Source organism: Ruegeria sp. BJ6 (assembly GCF_056537885.1).
On the sequence record NZ_JBQFSG010000006.1, the window covers coordinates 88,070 to 104,652 of the forward strand.

The window sequence follows — 16,583 nt, forward strand, 5'->3', positions numbered from 1 at the left end:
AGCGGTCGCTCAACATGCGGTCTTGTCTGCTAGGACTGTCGTGAACTGCACAGGAGCGGCGCATGTCGGACAAACTGAACTTTCTGGTCATCATTTCAGACGAACACCGCAAGGACGCCATGGGATGCGCAGGGCACCCAATCGTGAAAACACCGAATCTGGACGCGCTGGCCAAACGTGGCACCATGTTCGACGCCGCCTATACTCCGTCGCCCATGTGCGTTCCCACCCGGGCGGCTTTGGCAACCGGCGACTGGGTCCACAAAACCGGCCACTGGGACAGCGCCACACCTTATTCAGGAGAGCCACGCAGTTGGATGCGCCAGTTGCGCGACGTCGGGCGCGAAGTGGTTTCCATCGGCAAGCTGCATTTTCGGACCACCGAGGACGACAACGGATTCAGCCAGGAAATCCTGCCGATGCACGTGGTTGGCGGCGTCGGATGGGCCGTCGGGTTGCTGCGCGAAAACCCACCGGAATATGATTCGGCGGCGGAACTGGCTGGAGATGTCGGCGTGGGCTCCAGCACCTATACCGACTATGACCTCGATATCACGCAGGCAGCCGAAGAATGGCTGGCCGATCCCAAGCGGAGCGAACAGCCCTGGGCCGCCTTTGTCTCGCTGGTCAGCCCGCATTACCCGTTGACCTGCCCCGAAGAATGGTACGCACTTTATGATCCTGCGGACATGGACCTGCCGGTTGGGTATGGGCAGGGCCTGCCCGACCATGAGGAACTGAAGAACATCGCCGAGTTCTTCAACTATGACGACTATTTCGACGAACAGAAAATGCGCGAGGCCAAGGCCGCGTATTATGGCCTGACGTCATTGATGGACGATTGCGTCGGCCGCGTGTTGCGCGCCCTAGAGGCCAGCGGGCAGGCTGAAAATACCGTGGTTATCTATGTCTCGGACCACGGGGACATGATGGGCGATCAGGGATTCTGGACCAAACAGGTAATGTACGAGGCCAGCGCGGGCGTACCGATGATCGCCGCTGGTCCCGGTCTTCCCGAAGGCCATCGGGTTACCACCTGCACCAACCTGACGGATATTGCCGCCACCGCTCGCGATGTGTGTGGTGTGGCCGAGGATGCAGGCAATGCAGGTCAGCCCGGCCAGTCTTTGCGAACCATCGCCAACGCGCCTGACGACCCGGACAGAACGGGGTTCAGTGAGTATCACGATGGAGGATCCAAAACTGGCAGCTTCATGGTCCGGTGGGGAAACTGGAAATATGTCCACTATGTCGGCCATCCGCCGCAACTGTTCGATCTGACTGCTGACCCGCACGAGCAGGTTAACCGCGCCATCGAAGGTGTTAACGACCCGCGGATCAGTGCAGCACTGGCCGAGGGTGAACGGCGCCTGCGCGAAATATGCGACCCCGATCAGGTCAATGCCCGAGCCTTTGCCGATCAGCGCAAAAAGATCGAGGAACTGGGAGGGGAAGAGGCGTGCCGCACGGCGTTCGTCTTCAACCACACGCCAACGCCATCCGAACAGGATAAGATGCGCGAGGGCTCGCCGCTTTAGATCACAGTTCCTCGCCCTTTTTTAGCAACTCGTCGATCAGCGCGCGCTGCAGGTTGTTGCTGTCGCCACCGCCAAACTGCGCCGCGCCGCCGGTGTAAAGCGTGCCATAGGTCTTGGCCACGTTCACGGTCTGCGCCACGCCCGAGATGAACTGATCCTTTTCCAGGGGCGATAGCGGGTGGATGAACACGGCCCACAGCGTGTCGTTCGCGATGGCATAGCGCGCATCCAGTGCGCTGTCGAAATTGGCCTGCATCATTCGGCGCATATCCTCGGTAGTCAGCTCCTGCGCGCTGCGGATCGGAACCATTGCGCGCATTCGGTCGGCTGTCGGATCGGTGATGACCAGTACAGGAACGTCCGACACGGTCAGTTCGAAACCCGGGCCACGGGGCTGCGCATCAGGGTCGAGAACAAAGATGATCTTACCCAGCCGCTCGTATGTCATGGGCGGTTCCGCCTCCTGGGCGGACAGGCTGCCGGCAAAAAGGATCAGGGCAACAACAAGTCGGATCATCACGGTACTCCTGCGGTTATCCCGCCAACCATAGGGGGCGATCCGGACACTGGCTAAACAAAGCTTGGTGAACGGAATTTTGGTACCGCTCCGAATTTCCGAACGATCTGCAATGTTTTGCGACCGCTCTGCGATAACGCGTTCAAACCTCTGTTCCTACCTTTGCAGCACCGGCCGGAAACGGTGCGGAAACTGATCCGAAAAAAGGAAGGAAAAACCGATGAAATCCCTTGTTCTGACCGCCCTGATTGCCGCTTTGCCTCTGGCCGCGGCGCCCGCCTTTGCTGCAGACGAAATCAATGTTTCAAACGGCATCTCAGCGGGGGGCGCGCCGCTGGCCGCGCACGGGGTCGACCTTGTGGCGCTGGTCAATGACGGCAACCCGGTCGAGGGTTTTGCCACTCACTCAGCCACCTATGACGGCGCGTCCTATTACTTTACCACCGAAGAAAACCACGACGCATTCGTGGCAAATCCGGCCGCCTATCTGCCGCAGCACGGTGGTTTTTGCTCTTACGGAGTTTCTGTGGGCAAAAAGTTTGACGGCGATCCCGATCAGTATGTCGTCGCCGACGGAAAGCTGTTCCTGTTCCTGAATGCGGCGACCCGTGCCAAGTTTCTGGAAGACGTGAGTGGCACGGCTCAAACCGCAGATGGTCAATGGTCGAAAATCCGAAACATTGCGGTCGGTGAACTGTAACCCGGCCTGATCTGGCGGGCCAGGTTGCCTGCAACTCTGCCCGCGTCGCTTATGCCTTCGCGGGCAGTTTTGACCGGACCTGAGCGATGGCACGATCCAAAGCCTCTTCCACCGACAAATTCGATGTATCAAGCAAAACCGCATCCTCGGCGGGTTTCATGGGCGCAGCGCTGCGCCCCGCATCACGCGCATCCCTTTCGCGCACGTCTGCAAGAACGCCATCACGCGTGACGTCTTCACCTTTGGCGCTGAGTTCTAGAAAGCGGCGTTCGGCGCGCACTTCGGGGCTGGCGGTGACATACAGCTTTACTTCAGCTTCCGGGCAGATAACCGTCCCGATATCCCGACCATCCAACACCGCACCGCCATCACGCCGGGCAAAGGCGCGCTGAAAATCCACCAAAGCGGTGCGGACCTCGGTATTCACCGCAACCTTCGATGCAGCCTGCGCCACATCAGCCGTGCGTAAATCACCCTGATCCAGTTCCTCCGCAGTCAACGTCTGAGCCGCCGCAACCGGGTCTTCACCGTTCAGCACCCTGCGTCCAACGGCGCGATACAGCAGGCCCGTATCCAGATGGGCAAACCCGAAATGGGCAGCAACCGCTTTCGAGATCGTCCCCTTTCCGGCGGCGGCTGGACCATCGATGGCTACGGTGAAACTCATCATCTTCTCCGGAAAATCTGCACCCCACGGCCTTAGCAACAGGATCTCGAAAAAGGAACCTGAAATGCGCCTTGCCCGGAGGCGTCCACCCCGAACCGCAGTCGGAAGCCGAGTTTCACTTGGAGCCGCAATGTCCCGAAACCAGACCGCAGTTGATCAGATCAGCCGCGTGCCAGTTTGGCCCCAAGCCCGCCCATCAGCGGTTCGAATATAGGAAAGGACGTGGCAATCGGGCCACCGTCATCCACCGAAACAGAGCTTTGCGCGCCCATGCCCATCACCATGAAAGACATGGCAATGCGATGGTCCAGATAACTTTCGCAGGTGCCGCCGCCGGGAACGCCACCGATGCCCAGCCCCTCGACGGTCCACCAGTCGTCACCTTCTTCAACCGTGACCCCATTGGCGCGCAATCCGCGCGCCATGGCGTCGATGCGGTCGCTTTCCTTGACGCGCAATTCCTTGACGCCGCCCATCATCGTGGTGCCCGTGGCATTGGCCGCGACAACCGACAGGACGGGGTATTCGTCAATCATTGACGCTGCACGCTCGGGCGGAACGGTGATCCCTTTCATGTCCGGCGAATAACGGGCTCGCAGGTCGGCAACCGGCTCGCCACCTTCTTCGCGCTCATTTTCATAGCTCAGGTCGGCCCCCATTTCCCGCAGGGTGGTGAACAGACCCGCGCGGGTTGGGTTCAACCCGATCCCCGGCACTAGTACGTCCGAACCCGGCGTGATCAGAGCGGCACAAACAGGAAAGGCCGCGCTGGACGGATCGCGCGGAACGGCAATGACCTGCGGTTTCAGCTCAGGCCGCCCGGTCAGGGTGATCACGCGCCCCTCATCGGTATCTTCGACCGTGATTTCGGCACCAAATCCTGCCAGCATTCGTTCGGAGTGATCGCGGGTCGCCTCCTGTTCGATCACAACCGTTTTGCCCGGTGCATTCAGTCCCGCCAGCAACACTGCGGATTTCACCTGCGCCGAGGGAACCGGCACCTCGTAGCGCACCGGGACTGGATCGGCTGCGCCCACGATTGTCATCGGCAAACGCCCACCGGAACGTCCGACCGATTTTGTTCCGAACAATGCCAGCGGGTCGGTAACGCGCGCCATCGGCCGCTTGTTCAGACTGGCATCCCCGGTAAACGTTGCCGAAATTGCAGATGTGGCCATCGCGCCCATGATCAAACGCACACCGGTGCCGGAATTGCCGCAATCGATCACCTGATCGGGTTCGGCAAATCCACCAACGCCAACACCGTGGACCGACCAGTTGCCGCCCCCGTGATCGATCACTTCGGCCCCAAGGGCACGCATCGCCTTAGCGGTATCCAGAACATCCTCGCCTTCCAGCAAACCGGAAATCTTCGTTTCACCTACCGCCATTGCCCCAAGGATCAGCGACCGGTGCGAGATCGATTTATCGCCCGGAACCTCAGCCGTACCCGTCAGCGGGCCGCAGGGATGAGACGTCATCGGGATGGGCGTGCCGTGTCCGGACATGGGGGCTCCTTTTGCGCTATCAGTCACTGCCGATTAGCGAATTGGCGCCGCAGCGTCCAGCGGCAATACCAGGTCGCGTTGCTTTGGCCCTTGTTCTCAGGTCTCGCCCAGCCATCTGGCTGGGTTTTCTTCCGCGATCTGACGGAACACTTCTTCACCCAGGGCGTTCCTCAGGCGGAAACACACAGACCGCTCGGACAGCTTTTCCTGACGGGTCATGTAATAGTCTGAACCAAACAGAACCCGTGATCGCAGGCGCGCGCCTTCTTCGTCCTCTCCCATCAGGAATATACGCAGGAAGGGCACGAAATCTTCGAATTGAAACAGGGTATAGGATATGTCGGTCCACAAGCCCGGATAGTCACCACTGCCAATCATTCGGCGGATCGCCACCTGCCAGTTTCGGCTGTAAGCATCATCAAGCGGATCATTCCGTTCCGGATTAACGTATGCCTCCCAGTCGCGCTGCCCGCCGAAATGCGCAAGACATATCCTCAACCCGGGAAATGCGCGCATGACCGGGATATAGGCCTCGGGTTCGGTATACCGATCTGCCCAGTGATCCGACAAGTCCCGCCCCTGAACCCCACCACGCGAACAATGGGTCATCAGCGGCAGCCCCTTGCGCTCCATCTTCGGGTAGACACGTTCCATCAACACCGGATCATCCGGTGCAAATCCCAGACGCGGATAGATCTTCACGCCGCGAAAGCCAAGCGTGTCTATCGCGCGCCAAAGCTCCGTTGCCTGCGGATCCGCGCGCGGGTCAATCGTCGCAAACGGAATGACCGATCTGCCAACTTCGGGATTCCGCGCAAGCTCGGCCAGTTCATCATGTTGGGCGCGCAATGATACGGCTGGCGCGCCAAATCCAAAAGCGGACAGTTCCATCGGCAGAACGACGAAGCGGGTGCTGTCGGGATAATGACGTCGCATGTTGTCCAGAATGGACCGCTGACTGTCTGCCGCCGTTTCCTTTTGAAAGCGATATAACCGGTCAAGTTTGTCGGCGACCGGATGTTGCCCGATCATGCGTGCACCAAATGCCAGCACTTTTATGATCCAGGGCATTCGTTTGAACGGCTTCAGAGCCGGATAGGGATAATCCTCGGGCACGTGCTGCCCGTGAAACAGGTGCGTATGGCAATTGGTAATCTGAATGTCGGACATGGCAATTCCTGAAAGAACGTCTGGAAAGGGATGTGCAATCTGCACCCCATTCTAACACAGCTCTCAGGTCTTGCGGGATCGTGATGCGAATTAGTCGCCTGTCCGGCGGAACGTCAGATAGTGCGGCACCCGCCCCTCGCGCAGGGCCTTTTGTTCGTAACGGGTCGATATCCAGTCATCCCATGGCTCGCGCCAGTCGGCGGGGCCTTCGGCCAGCCATTCGAAACCGGCGCGCGGCACTTCCTCCAACGTTTGCCTCACATAGTCGGGGATGTCAGTTGCCACACGAAAGATCGATCCCGGTTTCAGGACACGCGCCAGCGGTTCAAGATGTTCAGGCGTGACGAAACGACGGCGATGGTGGCGTTTCTTGGGCCATGGATCGGGATAGAGCAGAAAAGCGCGCGAGATGCTTTTTTCGGGCAGCACATCAAACAGATCGCGGGCGTCACCCGGGTGTACAGCAAGGTTATCGACGCCTGCACGACGGATTTTACCCAGCAGCATCGCAACACCGTTGATGAAGGGCTCTGCACCGATGATGCCGATATCCGGGTTTTGCCCGGCCTGATGCACAAGATGTTCGCCACCGCCAAAGCCGATTTCCAGCCAGACTGATTTGCCGCCAAACAGCCCATCCAGATCAATGGGCGCGCGCTGAGGGTTGCTGTCCCAGTCCACGGCACCGGGTGACAGTGCCGCGAGGTCTTCGCTCAGATACGTCTTTTGACTGGGCTTCAGGGTTTTTCCCTTGAAGCGGCCATAGAAGTTTCTGCGGGGGCGTTGCGGGGTCTCGGTGCTCATGGCGGTGGCCATACTGCGGAGGCTTGCCCGTTGCAAGAGGGGCCGTTCGGCAGGTGGACGTGGAGGCCAACCCCAAACCCCGGGGTATTTCAAGCAAAAGGAGGGGGCGCAGACGGTGGGATGCGCCGAACCCTCGTTTTTTGTTAGACAGCCCGTTTCAGGGCGTCAGCCAGATCGGTGCGTTCCCAGCTGAATCCGCCATCTGCATCGGGCTCACGGCCAAAGTGACCATAGGCCGCCGTGCGCTGGTAGATCGGTTTGTTCAGCTCGAGATGCTTGCGGATGCCGCGCGGTGTGAGGTCCATGACCTGACCTACGGCCTTTTCGATCTCGGCATCCGACACCTGACTGGTGCCGTGGGTATCCGCATAAATGGACAGAGGTTTCGAGACGCCAATGGCATAGCTCAGCTGAATGGTGCAGCGTTCGGCCATACCCGCCGCAACCACATTCTTGGCCAGATAGCGGGCGGCATAGGCCGCCGAGCGGTCAACCTTGGTCGGGTCCTTGCCCGAAAAGGCACCGCCGCCGTGCGGCGCGGCACCGCCATAAGTATCCACGATGATCTTGCGCCCCGTCAGGCCCGCATCCCCGTCCGGTCCGCCGATGACGAACTTGCCGGTCGGGTTCACATGCCATTCTGTTTCGCCGTTCAGCCAGCCCTCGGGCAGGGTTTCGCGAATATAGGGTTCGACGATCTGGCGGATGTCATCCGAGCTCAGCGCCTCGTCCAGATGCTGTGTCGACAGAACAACCGAGCTGACGCCAACCGGCTTGCCATCGCGATAAACGACGGACAGCTGCGATTTCGCATCCGGACCCAGAGCCGGTTCGGTCCCGTTTTTGCGCACTTCGGCCAGACGGCGCAGGATTGCGTGCGAATATTGGATCGGAGCAGGCATCAGCGCAGGGGTTTCGGTCGTAGCGTAGCCGAACATGATACCCTGATCGCCCGCACCCTCGTCCTTATCTTCGGATGCATCCACACCTTGGGCGATATGGGCCGACTGTTCGTGCAGCAGGTTCGTCACCTCGACGGTTTGGTGGTGAAACTTGTCCTGCTCGTAGCCGATATCCTTGACACAGGCGCGTGCGATTTCATCGATGCGCCCCATATAGTCGTGCAGTTTGTCCTGATCCGACAGACCAACCTCGCCCCCGATCACCACGCGATCAGTCGTTGCGAAAGTCTCGCACGCGACGCGCGCTTCGGGTTCTTCGTTCAGGAATGCATCAAGCACGGCGTCCGAAATCCGGTCGCAGACCTTGTCGGGGTGCCCTTCGGAAACGGACTCCGAAGTGAAAGTATAATTCTGACGGGACATAAATAGTGCTCCATTGGGGTCAAGCCCACCACGCCAGGAAGCCGTTGTGACAGGCGAAGATCGGGATACGCGCAGGGACACCGGGGGTCAATTGGAAATTACCGCTTACCCCGGCGAACGCTGCGCAAAAGTAACGCAACCAGCCCCAATAACGCGAAAAAGACAGGACCGTCGCCCAAACGGCTATAAAATGTCGGGGGCAAGGGCCGGGGTATCTCGGCATCGATGTAACCGGCCTCACCCAAGGCCAGCGAACCGGTGATGCGTCCAAGCGGATCGATGACGGCGGAAACACCGGTATTTGCTGATCTCAACATTGGCACCCCGTGTTCGATCGCCCGCATCTGAGCCTGCGCCAGATGCTGATATGGACCGGACCGGGTGCCAAACCATGCATCATTGGTGATCTGCAGCAGGAACGCGGGACGTTCGGGCGCAGACAGGACGTCCTGAGTGAATACTGCCTCATAGCAGATAAGCGGCAGGGCCAGACCCAGCCCGCCAAGGTTCAGCACGGACGCCCCCGGCCCGGCGCTGAATCCCTGCCCTGCGGTGGTGGCAAATCCGTGAATGCCTATTCGGGACATGAGGTTCCCCAAAGGCACATACTCACCAAACGGAACCAGGTGGTGTTTGTCGTACAACCCGGCCTGCTGGCCGGTCTCGTCCAGATACACCATCGAGTTATAGATACGGGCACCCTCGCTGCGCTGCGCGCCAAGGATGACCGGAACGCCCTGCGCAGCCTGCGCAATCGCATCAAGAGCAGGCCCAGCATTTTCCAGCCAGACCGGAATCGCGGTTTCCGGCCAGACGATCAAATCCGGACGCGGACCAGCGGCGGTAGAGTCAATCTGGCGATTGAAAAACAGGGGTGCGTATTGCGGGTCCCATTTCTGACTCTGCGGGGCGTTCGGCTGCACCAGTCGGACAACATCGCCCGAAAGCTCTGCTTCGGGGCGGGTCAGCCCATATCCCAATGCCACAACCACGAAACCAACGGCCGCCACAACCGGCCACAGCAGAGTCCGGTTCACCCGCCTAGTAGACAAGGCGGCTCCCAGTGGCAGCGTAACGGCGAATGTCAGGGCGCCCAGACCGTAGGGACCAATCAGCGACAACATCTGTGCAACGGGGGTATTTACCCAGATCTGCGCAACGCCTGCCCACGGGAAACCGGTGAACAGATATCCTCGGGCAACCTCGCCCAGTGACAGAAACAGGGCCAGCAACACACCCTGAACGACAGGGGTCGCATCGGGTCGCCGCGCAAACCAGAACGCCGGAGCCCAGAACAACGCCATTCCGCCCGCCATGAAGATCAGCGCAAACGGCGCCATCCAGGCATGACGTTCGGCGTCTACCAAAAAGGGCTCGACGATCCAGTTCAGCGCACGGACGAAATAGCCGGTGGCAAACAGCCAGCCCAGCAAGACCGCCCGCATTTTGGTTTCACAGGACAGAAACAGAACAGGCAACGCGAAAAAAAACATCAAGGTTGCCGGCCACCAACCTGTTGGCTCCAATCCAAAGGCCGCGACACAGCCAAACTGGAACGTCAATATAAGCCGTAGCCAGAACGGCCAGCGTGTGGCAGGGTTCATGCAGTAACGCCCGGAAGCATCACTCGCAGACGCTTGATGCGGCGGGGATCGGCGTCGATGACCTCGAATTCAGGACCTTCGGGGTGGATCACAACCTCTCCGCGCGCAGGTACACGCCCGGACAGCATAAAGACCAGACCACCCAGCGTATCTATCTCTTCCTCGTCCACATCCTCGTGACTCGTCAGCGATTGCCCAATCTCGGCCTCGAAATCCTCAAGCGGCACGCGAGCCTGAACCGTGTAACAACCGGGTTTGTCCTTGATCCACAGCTTGTCTTCATCCGCGTCATGTTCGTCGGCAATTTCGCCCACAACCTGTTCAATCAGGTCTTCGATCGTCACCAGACCATCAACGCCGCCATATTCGTCGATCACAAGGGCCATATGGCGCCGCTCGGTCTGCATCTTGGTCAGCAGAACGCCGATCGGCATGGATGGCGGTACAAACAGCAAGGTTCTCAGCATGGATATGAGATCGAATTCCGCCGACTCTCCGTTAAAGCCGTGGGTCAGCGCAAAATCCTTGAGGTGCACAAATCCAAGCGGAGTATCCAGCGTACCCTCATAGACCGGGATACGGGACATGCCGCTGTCACGAAACACCTGCGCCAGTTCATCTTTCGGAATCGTGGCCGGAACCGAGATGATCTCGGCCGTCGGAATCGCCACGTCTTCGACCCGCATCCGACGCAGGTTGATCATACCGCGCGGTTGCGCGGCCAAGACCTCTTGCCCGTTTTCCGGGGCAGTTTCGTTGTCATCATGAGAAGAGAACGCGTCCAGAATACGGGAAAAAAGTCCGCTTCTCTCTTCGAGTTGGGTATCGTCGTTCCGGGGTTGCGCGCCATGCGCCGCCATAGAACTGCCGTCTGTTTCGCCCATTTTCCTGTTCCAAATGATCGGGTCGGATGACCCCAATTACCCATTATATGGGTCATCGATACCCATCTTGCCAAGTATTTCGACCTCGACGCGTTCCATCAAAGTGGCGTCAGGGTCACGAATGTGATCATACCCCAAAAGATGCAAAACACCGTGCACAATCAGATGAGTGACGTGATCGTTCACGGATTTACCCTCATTTTCGGCCTCGCGAGCGCAGGTATCGTAAGAAATCGCGATGTCGCCCAGCGCAATTTCCCCGGTGAAATCGGGCTGCGGAACAGGCGGAATATCCCCTGCCCCGGCAGGCGCCAGATCCTCGGCAGGCCAGCTCAGAACATTTGTCGGCGTAGGCTTTCCGCGAAATTCGGCGTTCAGTTCGGAAATGCGGGCATCGTCACAGGCCAGCAGGCTGACCTCGCACAATTCCGGATCAAGACCGCAATGCTCGAGGGTCGCCCTAACAGCAATGCGCGCCAACGGCTCAAGGTCCCGCCAGCGGGCGTCCTCAACTGTCATTTCCAGGTTCATCAGCGATCCCGATCAGGTTCAGCCGGTCGATGGCCGGCCAGCGTCGGCCTCATACGCCTCGATGATCGCCGCGACAAGCGGATGACGCACGACATCCTTCGAGGTGAAATAATTGAAGCTGATATTCGGAATCGTCTTCAACAGCCTTTCGGCATCCGCCAACCCTGACTGCACACCGCGCGGCAGGTCGACCTGAGAACGGTCGCCGGTGATCACCATGCGGCTGCCCTCGCCCAGCCGGGTCAGGAACATCTTCATCTGCATGGTGGTCGCGTTCTGCGCCTCGTCCAGCACCACAAAGGCGTTGGCCAGCGTTCGCCCGCGCATAAATGCCAGCGGTGCGATTTCGATCCGCTTTTCCTCGATCAGTTTGGCAAGCTGTTTTCCGGGCAGGAAATCATTCAGCGCATCATAAAGCGGCTGCATGTACGGATCGACCTTGTCCTTCATGTCGCCTGGCAGATATCCCAGCTTTTCCCCGGCCTCGACTGCCGGGCGGCTGAGGATGATACGGTCGACATGGCCGCCGATGAACATCGAAACTCCGACCGCTACGGCCAGATAGGTCTTGCCGGTACCAGCAGGGCCGATGCCAAAGGCCAGTTCGTTGCTGAACAACGACTGGACATAGGCCTTCTGGGCATCCGTACGCGGTTCCACCAGCTTTTTGCGGGTCTTGATCTCGACCGTGCCGCCCTTGAACATCTCAAGCTGATCGCCGTCGCGCACACCGGTATCCTGTTCAGAACCGCCCATCCGCAATTCGCGATCCACATCGGCCGATTCGACCGGTCGACCACCTTCAAGGCGTTCGTACAGCGCCTGCAAAATCTCGACCGCCTGCTTTTGCGCGTCCTCGTCGCCGATGATCGCCAGCTGATTGCCACGCCGCAGAATCTGCACCGTCAGTTTTTGCTCAATATCGGCAAGATTGCGGTCGTATTCGCCGCACAAATCTATCAACAGCCGGTTGTCTGGAAATTCAACAAGCACCTCTGGCGGGGGCATGTCATCCTGCGGTGGGTTCAGGGCACCGATGGCCAATCCGTTCTCCTGTCTTGGCGTGTCCCCCCGAGCGTAGACAACATTTCTCGCCGGGTGCAAGCCACAGTTTCAAAATTTATTTCGGGTGAACCAAAACCGTTGCGGCAGACACCGTACTTGGCCTGCCAACACGGTCCACAGATCAGCCAAATTCAGAATTTGTAGTTCAGCCCGAACCGCACGCCACCATAGGTCGGGGTCGATTTCGTCGACAGTGAAGACGAGAAATCAATCACTTTGGACTGGAACTGCACGTATTCATATTCCCCCGTCAGCGACCACTTGTCGGACAGTTGGTGCTCGGCACCGAGACTCAGCAGAAAACCGTTGCGACGATCAGATTCTTCCATCGAACTGTTGCTTCCCGATCCGGCACCCAAAAGTGTCGTCTCCACACCGCCGTTCACATAGCCGACTGAGCCGAAATACAGGGTTTTTCCGCTGCGATTCGTTATGCCGCTGCGAAACCGCAGGCTGAAAATGTCGGTGACTTCGGACTTGCCACCAAGCGTCCGACCGAATGCGGGCCCGGTTGTCGAATCCTCAAGCCCCGCAAGATCAAAGCCCAGCTCAAAACCATAGACATAGCTGCGGCCTTCGCCGATGGGCAGGTTCGCGCGCCATCCACCACGGATGCCGCCAAAGGCGCCGTCGATCTTCAGATCCCCGATGTCGACGGTTGTTCCGCCATTGCGCACGCCAAAACGGTCGGATTTGCCCCAGCCATAGCCAAGACTGAACCCGCCGTAAAAATGGCTGAGGCCGCTTGAGACAGGTGTCGGACTGATAACCGGAGGTTCTATCGGGGCTTCAGACAAGGTGCCCGCCTGTGATGGGGTACCGGCAACCGAAATCAACGACACAACTGCCAGAGCGCGAAGACATCCGGCACCCAATTTCGCGAGCCCTGCTTTGTATGTCACTCGCACCCTCCTGACCTTCGGCAACCTGATAACCAACTCTCCGGACCCCTTTGTCCAACCCCCTGATACACTGACAGGGCATGATCCATCTATCCTCGGAACATGGTTCCGAAGCATAAATCAAGGGTAAATTTTGGAAACAAACGCCAAATATGGTGTCTGACTGCGATACAGGTCAGGTCAGATCAACTCACCGGCCAGCGAATTCGCACCCGAGGATTTGACCCGAACGCGGCGCAGATCACCGGCCTGCACATCCGCGCCTGCGACGTGAACTGCGTGAAGATACTCGGATTTTCCAACCATCTGCCCGTCAAGCCGCCCCGGCTTTTCGAACAGCACGCTCACCTCGCGGCCGACCATGCCGTCCTGAATTTCGCGCTGGTGGCGGGTGATCAGCCCCTGAAGGCGCTGTAGGCGGTCATCCGCCTCTGCCGCGTCCACCTGCGGGCGCTCTGCCGCCGGGGTGCCGGGGCGTGTGGAATACTTGAAGGAATAGGCATAGCCGTATTTCACCTCTTCCACGAGATCGAGTGTCGCCTGAAAATCCTCTTCGGTCTCTTCCGGGAAGCCCACGATAAAGTCACCAGACATCAGGATATCCGGACGCGCGGCGCGAATGCGTTCGATCAGCCGCAGATAGCTTTCCGCCGTGTGGCTGCGGTTCATCCGTTTGAGTATCTTGTCCGACCCTGATTGCACCGGCAGATGCAGATAGGGCATCAGTTTTTCGCAGGTCCCGTGCGCTTCGATCAGATCGTCCGCCATGTCGTTGGGATGCGAGGTGGTGAAACGGATACGCTCCAACCCGTCGACCTTGTTCAGTTCCCAGATCAGACCGGCCAGTGTCATGTCACCATTCGGACCGGCACCATGATAGGCGTTGACGTTCTGACCCAGCAGAGTGATTTCGCGCACGCCCCGTTCGACCAGATCCTGCGCCTCACGCAGAATGCGGTCCGCTGGTCGGCTGACCTCGGCCCCGCGGGTATAGGGCACAACGCAGAAGGCACAGAACTTGTCGCAACCTTCCTGTACGGTCAGAAACGCCGTCGGACCACGCTTGGCCTTGGGGCGATTCTTCAGCTTCTCGAACTTGTCTTCCTCGGGGAAGTCGGTATCCAGCGCCTTTTCCCCGGCCTGTGTCTTTGCTTCCATCTCGGGCAAGCGGTGATAGCTCTGCGGTCCCACCACCAGATCGACAAGCGGCTGACGGCGCATGATCTCTTCGCCCTCGGCCTGTGCGACACATCCGGCGACGCCGATCTTGAGGTCGGGCTTGTCCGCTTTCAGTCCCTTGAAACGACCAAGTTCGGAATAAACCTTTTCAGCCGCCTTTTCCCGGATATGACAGGTGTTCAGCAGGATCATGTCCGCGTCATCGGGGCTTTTGGTCTCGACATAGCCCTGCCCGCCCAGCGCCTCGGCCATGCGCTCGCTGTCATAGACGTTCATCTGACAGCCATAGGTCTTGATATAAAGCTTCTTGGGTTCGGACATGGGGCTGGCCTTTGCATTCGCTGGACCGGCGTCATCTATACGGATCGGACGCCGCTTGCAATGCAGGCGCAATTACCCGAATTTGACCCGGAATTCCAGCAATGCAGGCAAAGGCCGGACCATGCAGTACGAAACCCTAGACGAATTTCTGAAACAGGGTTCAGCGGCACTTGCCCGTGGGCCGGTCGCGCTTGTCTTCGTCGAGGACGAAGTCGAAGTGGACAGCACGTTGCGCCATCATCTGGACATCGGGTTCAGATCGGTGATCGCATTCACGCCGCAGGACATTGCACCGGAACCTCAGCTCTCGGAACGTATTCACCACGTTACGGGCAATTACGCTCAGGGCGCCAATGTTTTCGACACGATCAACCGGATCATCGACGCCGCGCCGGGCGTATGGATGTACTACTGCTTCAACGCGGAATACCTCTATTACCCTTTCTGCGAATCCAGAACCATTGGCGAGATGCTGGCCTTTCACGGGGAAGAGCGGCGCGACGCCATGCTCTCATATGTCATCGATCTTTATGCCGGTGATCTGGATGCCTGCCCCGGCGCGGTTTCGCTTGATCAGGCGATGCTGGACAGGACCGGCTATTATGCGCAGTCACGCTATGACGCCGAAAACAAACGCCCTTTTGACCGGCAACTGGACTTTTCGGGCGGCTTGCGCTGGCGCTTTGAGGAACACGTGCCTTATGAGCGCCGCCGCATCGACCGGATTGCGATATTCAAATCGAAACCAGGCCTTCGGATCAGGCCCAATCACACGTTCAACGATCAGGAATACAACACCTATTCCTGTCCCTGGCACCACAATCTGACGGCTTCGATCTGTTCATTCCGCGCCGCAAAGGCGCTCAGGCGGAATCCGGGGTCGCGCAATGCCATCTCCAGCTTTCACTGGCGCAATTCGGTGCCGTTCGAATGGCACTCGCAACAACTGCTTGATCTCGGCCTGATGGAACCGGGGCAGTGGTTCTGACCGCCCCGGATCGCAGTACCATCAGCGGCGGAACAACACCGGGAACCAATCTTCGCGCAGTCTCTGACCCGGCTGCATGTCGTGTCCCGGATAAGGCGGCGATGTGGGGCCCGGCCTTTCGACGTAGCGCGCGTCATCCCCGACCAGACGCAAGGAAAACGCCCGCCGGCGCGTGGCCGAGGTATTGCCGCGCGCCCCATGCAGAACCCGATAGTTGAACGCCACTGCGTCGCCGGGCTCCATCTCGAACTCCACCACCTTCATGCCTTCGGCATCGGGATCGGGTATCGGCATGTACTGGCCTTCATCCGCAAAGAAACCTTCCTCGGAAACCCAGCGGGTCGGCAGCACTTCTTTTTCCCAGCGATGTGAACCGGCGACACAGCGCAGGGTTGCCTCTTTCACCGGATCAAGCGGCGACCAGAAGCTGACGGTCTGCTGACCTTCAACAAAATAATATGGCCCGTCCTGATGCCATGGAGTCGCCATCGACGTGCCCGGCTCTTTCACCAGTACGTGATCGTGGAACATCTGCACGCTGTCGGATTGCATCAGATCCGCCGCTACTTCAGCCGCGGGCGAGGATTCGATCACATCGCGGAATTGCGGGATGCGTGTCCAGTTGCAGTAGTCGTCAAAGAACCGCCCGGATTCGCCGTCCTTCTTGTTCTCCGACGCATACGGGCCGGGATCGGCCATATTCGCGGCGACGCCGTCGCGCAGTTTTTCCACCTGCTCTGCAAACAGCCCTTTAACCAGAACGACACCGTCCTGTCTGTACGTATCGATCATGTCCTGCGTGACGAGGGGATGAGGCATTTCGAACTCCGCTTTTAAACCTGACCGATCTGCGCATGTTTGCAGCCTCTGTTCAAATAAT

Annotated in this window: 16 protein-coding genes and 1 riboswitch; of the genes, 3 read left to right on the forward strand and 13 right to left on the reverse strand. The window is 59.0% G+C overall.

Annotated elements, in window-relative coordinates; all coding sequences use genetic code 11:
- Positions 1-62 precede the first annotated feature (62 nt).
- Entirely contained in the window at positions 63-1,538 is a 1,476-nt protein-coding gene (locus tag ACR0D6_RS13915; RefSeq protein ID WP_480765903.1) for a sulfatase-like hydrolase/transferase, read from the forward strand.
- Between the two features lies 1 nt (position 1,539).
- Here ACR0D6_RS13915 and ACR0D6_RS13920 read toward each other — a convergent pair whose 3' ends face one another.
- Complete coding sequence (locus tag ACR0D6_RS13920) at positions 1,540-2,055, reverse strand: hypothetical protein (RefSeq protein ID WP_480765904.1); 516 nt, start codon at positions 2,053-2,055, stop codon at positions 1,540-1,542.
- A gap of 220 nt (positions 2,056-2,275) precedes the next feature.
- Between ACR0D6_RS13920 and ACR0D6_RS13925 the strand changes: the two genes are divergently transcribed.
- Positions 2,276-2,755, forward strand: a complete 480-nt coding sequence (locus ACR0D6_RS13925; RefSeq protein ID WP_480765905.1) for a YHS domain-containing (seleno)protein — start codon at positions 2,276-2,278, stop codon at positions 2,753-2,755.
- A 49-nt stretch (positions 2,756-2,804) separates the two neighbouring features.
- Here ACR0D6_RS13925 and ACR0D6_RS13930 read toward each other — a convergent pair whose 3' ends face one another.
- From ACR0D6_RS13930 to miaB, 11 genes are all read right to left on the reverse strand, one after another.
- Positions 2,805-3,422: a (d)CMP kinase gene (locus ACR0D6_RS13930; protein WP_480765906.1), complete on the reverse strand. Its 618-nt coding sequence runs from the start codon at positions 3,420-3,422 to the stop codon at positions 2,805-2,807.
- Positions 3,423-3,583: 161 nt separating this feature from the next.
- On the reverse strand, positions 3,584-4,930 hold the full coding sequence (aroA, locus tag ACR0D6_RS13935) for a 3-phosphoshikimate 1-carboxyvinyltransferase (protein WP_480765907.1): 1,347 nt from the start codon (positions 4,928-4,930) through the stop codon (positions 3,584-3,586).
- A 96-nt stretch (positions 4,931-5,026) separates the two neighbouring features.
- Positions 5,027-6,100 (reverse strand): amidohydrolase family protein, encoded by a 1,074-nt coding sequence (locus tag ACR0D6_RS13940; RefSeq protein ID WP_480765908.1) that lies wholly within the window; start codon positions 6,098-6,100, stop codon positions 5,027-5,029.
- Between the two features lie 90 nt (positions 6,101-6,190).
- Entirely contained in the window at positions 6,191-6,904 is a 714-nt protein-coding gene (trmB, locus tag ACR0D6_RS13945) for a tRNA (guanosine(46)-N7)-methyltransferase TrmB (protein ID WP_480765909.1), read from the reverse strand.
- Between the two features lie 143 nt (positions 6,905-7,047).
- Positions 7,048-8,229 carry a methionine adenosyltransferase gene (metK, locus tag ACR0D6_RS13950; protein WP_480765910.1) on the reverse strand — a complete coding sequence of 394 codons (1,182 nt, stop codon included), beginning with the start codon at positions 8,227-8,229 and terminating at the stop codon, positions 7,048-7,050.
- A 6-nt stretch (positions 8,230-8,235) separates the two neighbouring features.
- Positions 8,236-8,285: riboswitch (SAM-SAH riboswitch) on the reverse strand.
- Between the two features lie 42 nt (positions 8,286-8,327).
- Complete coding sequence (lnt, locus tag ACR0D6_RS13955; RefSeq protein ID WP_480765911.1) at positions 8,328-9,833, reverse strand: apolipoprotein N-acyltransferase; 1,506 nt, start codon at positions 9,831-9,833, stop codon at positions 8,328-8,330.
- The gene (locus ACR0D6_RS13960; RefSeq protein ID WP_480765912.1) at positions 9,830-10,717 is read right to left on the reverse strand and encodes a hemolysin family protein; all 888 of its coding nucleotides are present in this window, start codon (positions 10,715-10,717) and stop codon (positions 9,830-9,832) included. Before ACR0D6_RS13960 ends, lnt begins: the two co-directional genes overlap by 4 nt.
- Before the next feature lie 36 nt (positions 10,718-10,753).
- Positions 10,754-11,248, reverse strand: coding sequence for an rRNA maturation RNase YbeY (ybeY, locus tag ACR0D6_RS13965; RefSeq protein WP_480765913.1), 495 nt, complete (start codon positions 11,246-11,248; stop codon positions 10,754-10,756).
- 18 nt (positions 11,249-11,266) lie between these two features.
- Positions 11,267-12,292 (reverse strand): PhoH family protein, encoded by a 1,026-nt coding sequence (locus ACR0D6_RS13970; protein ID WP_170654175.1) that lies wholly within the window; start codon positions 12,290-12,292, stop codon positions 11,267-11,269.
- 152 nt (positions 12,293-12,444) lie between these two features.
- Positions 12,445-13,215 carry an outer membrane protein gene (locus ACR0D6_RS13975; protein ID WP_480765914.1) on the reverse strand — a complete coding sequence of 257 codons (771 nt, stop codon included), beginning with the start codon at positions 13,213-13,215 and terminating at the stop codon, positions 12,445-12,447.
- A 180-nt stretch (positions 13,216-13,395) separates the two neighbouring features.
- Positions 13,396-14,715 carry a tRNA (N6-isopentenyl adenosine(37)-C2)-methylthiotransferase MiaB gene (miaB, locus tag ACR0D6_RS13980; protein ID WP_480451869.1) on the reverse strand — a complete coding sequence of 440 codons (1,320 nt, stop codon included), beginning with the start codon at positions 14,713-14,715 and terminating at the stop codon, positions 13,396-13,398.
- A gap of 121 nt (positions 14,716-14,836) precedes the next feature.
- Here miaB and ACR0D6_RS13985 point away from each other — a divergent pair, with 121 nt between their 5' ends.
- On the forward strand, positions 14,837-15,703 hold the full coding sequence (locus ACR0D6_RS13985) for a glycosyltransferase family protein (protein WP_480766016.1): 867 nt from the start codon (positions 14,837-14,839) through the stop codon (positions 15,701-15,703).
- 21 nt (positions 15,704-15,724) lie between these two features.
- Here the strand turns inward: ACR0D6_RS13985 and ACR0D6_RS13990 are convergent, their stop codons facing one another.
- The gene (locus ACR0D6_RS13990; RefSeq protein ID WP_480765915.1) at positions 15,725-16,522 is read right to left on the reverse strand and encodes a phytanoyl-CoA dioxygenase family protein; all 798 of its coding nucleotides are present in this window, start codon (positions 16,520-16,522) and stop codon (positions 15,725-15,727) included.
- Positions 16,523-16,583 lie beyond the last annotated feature (61 nt).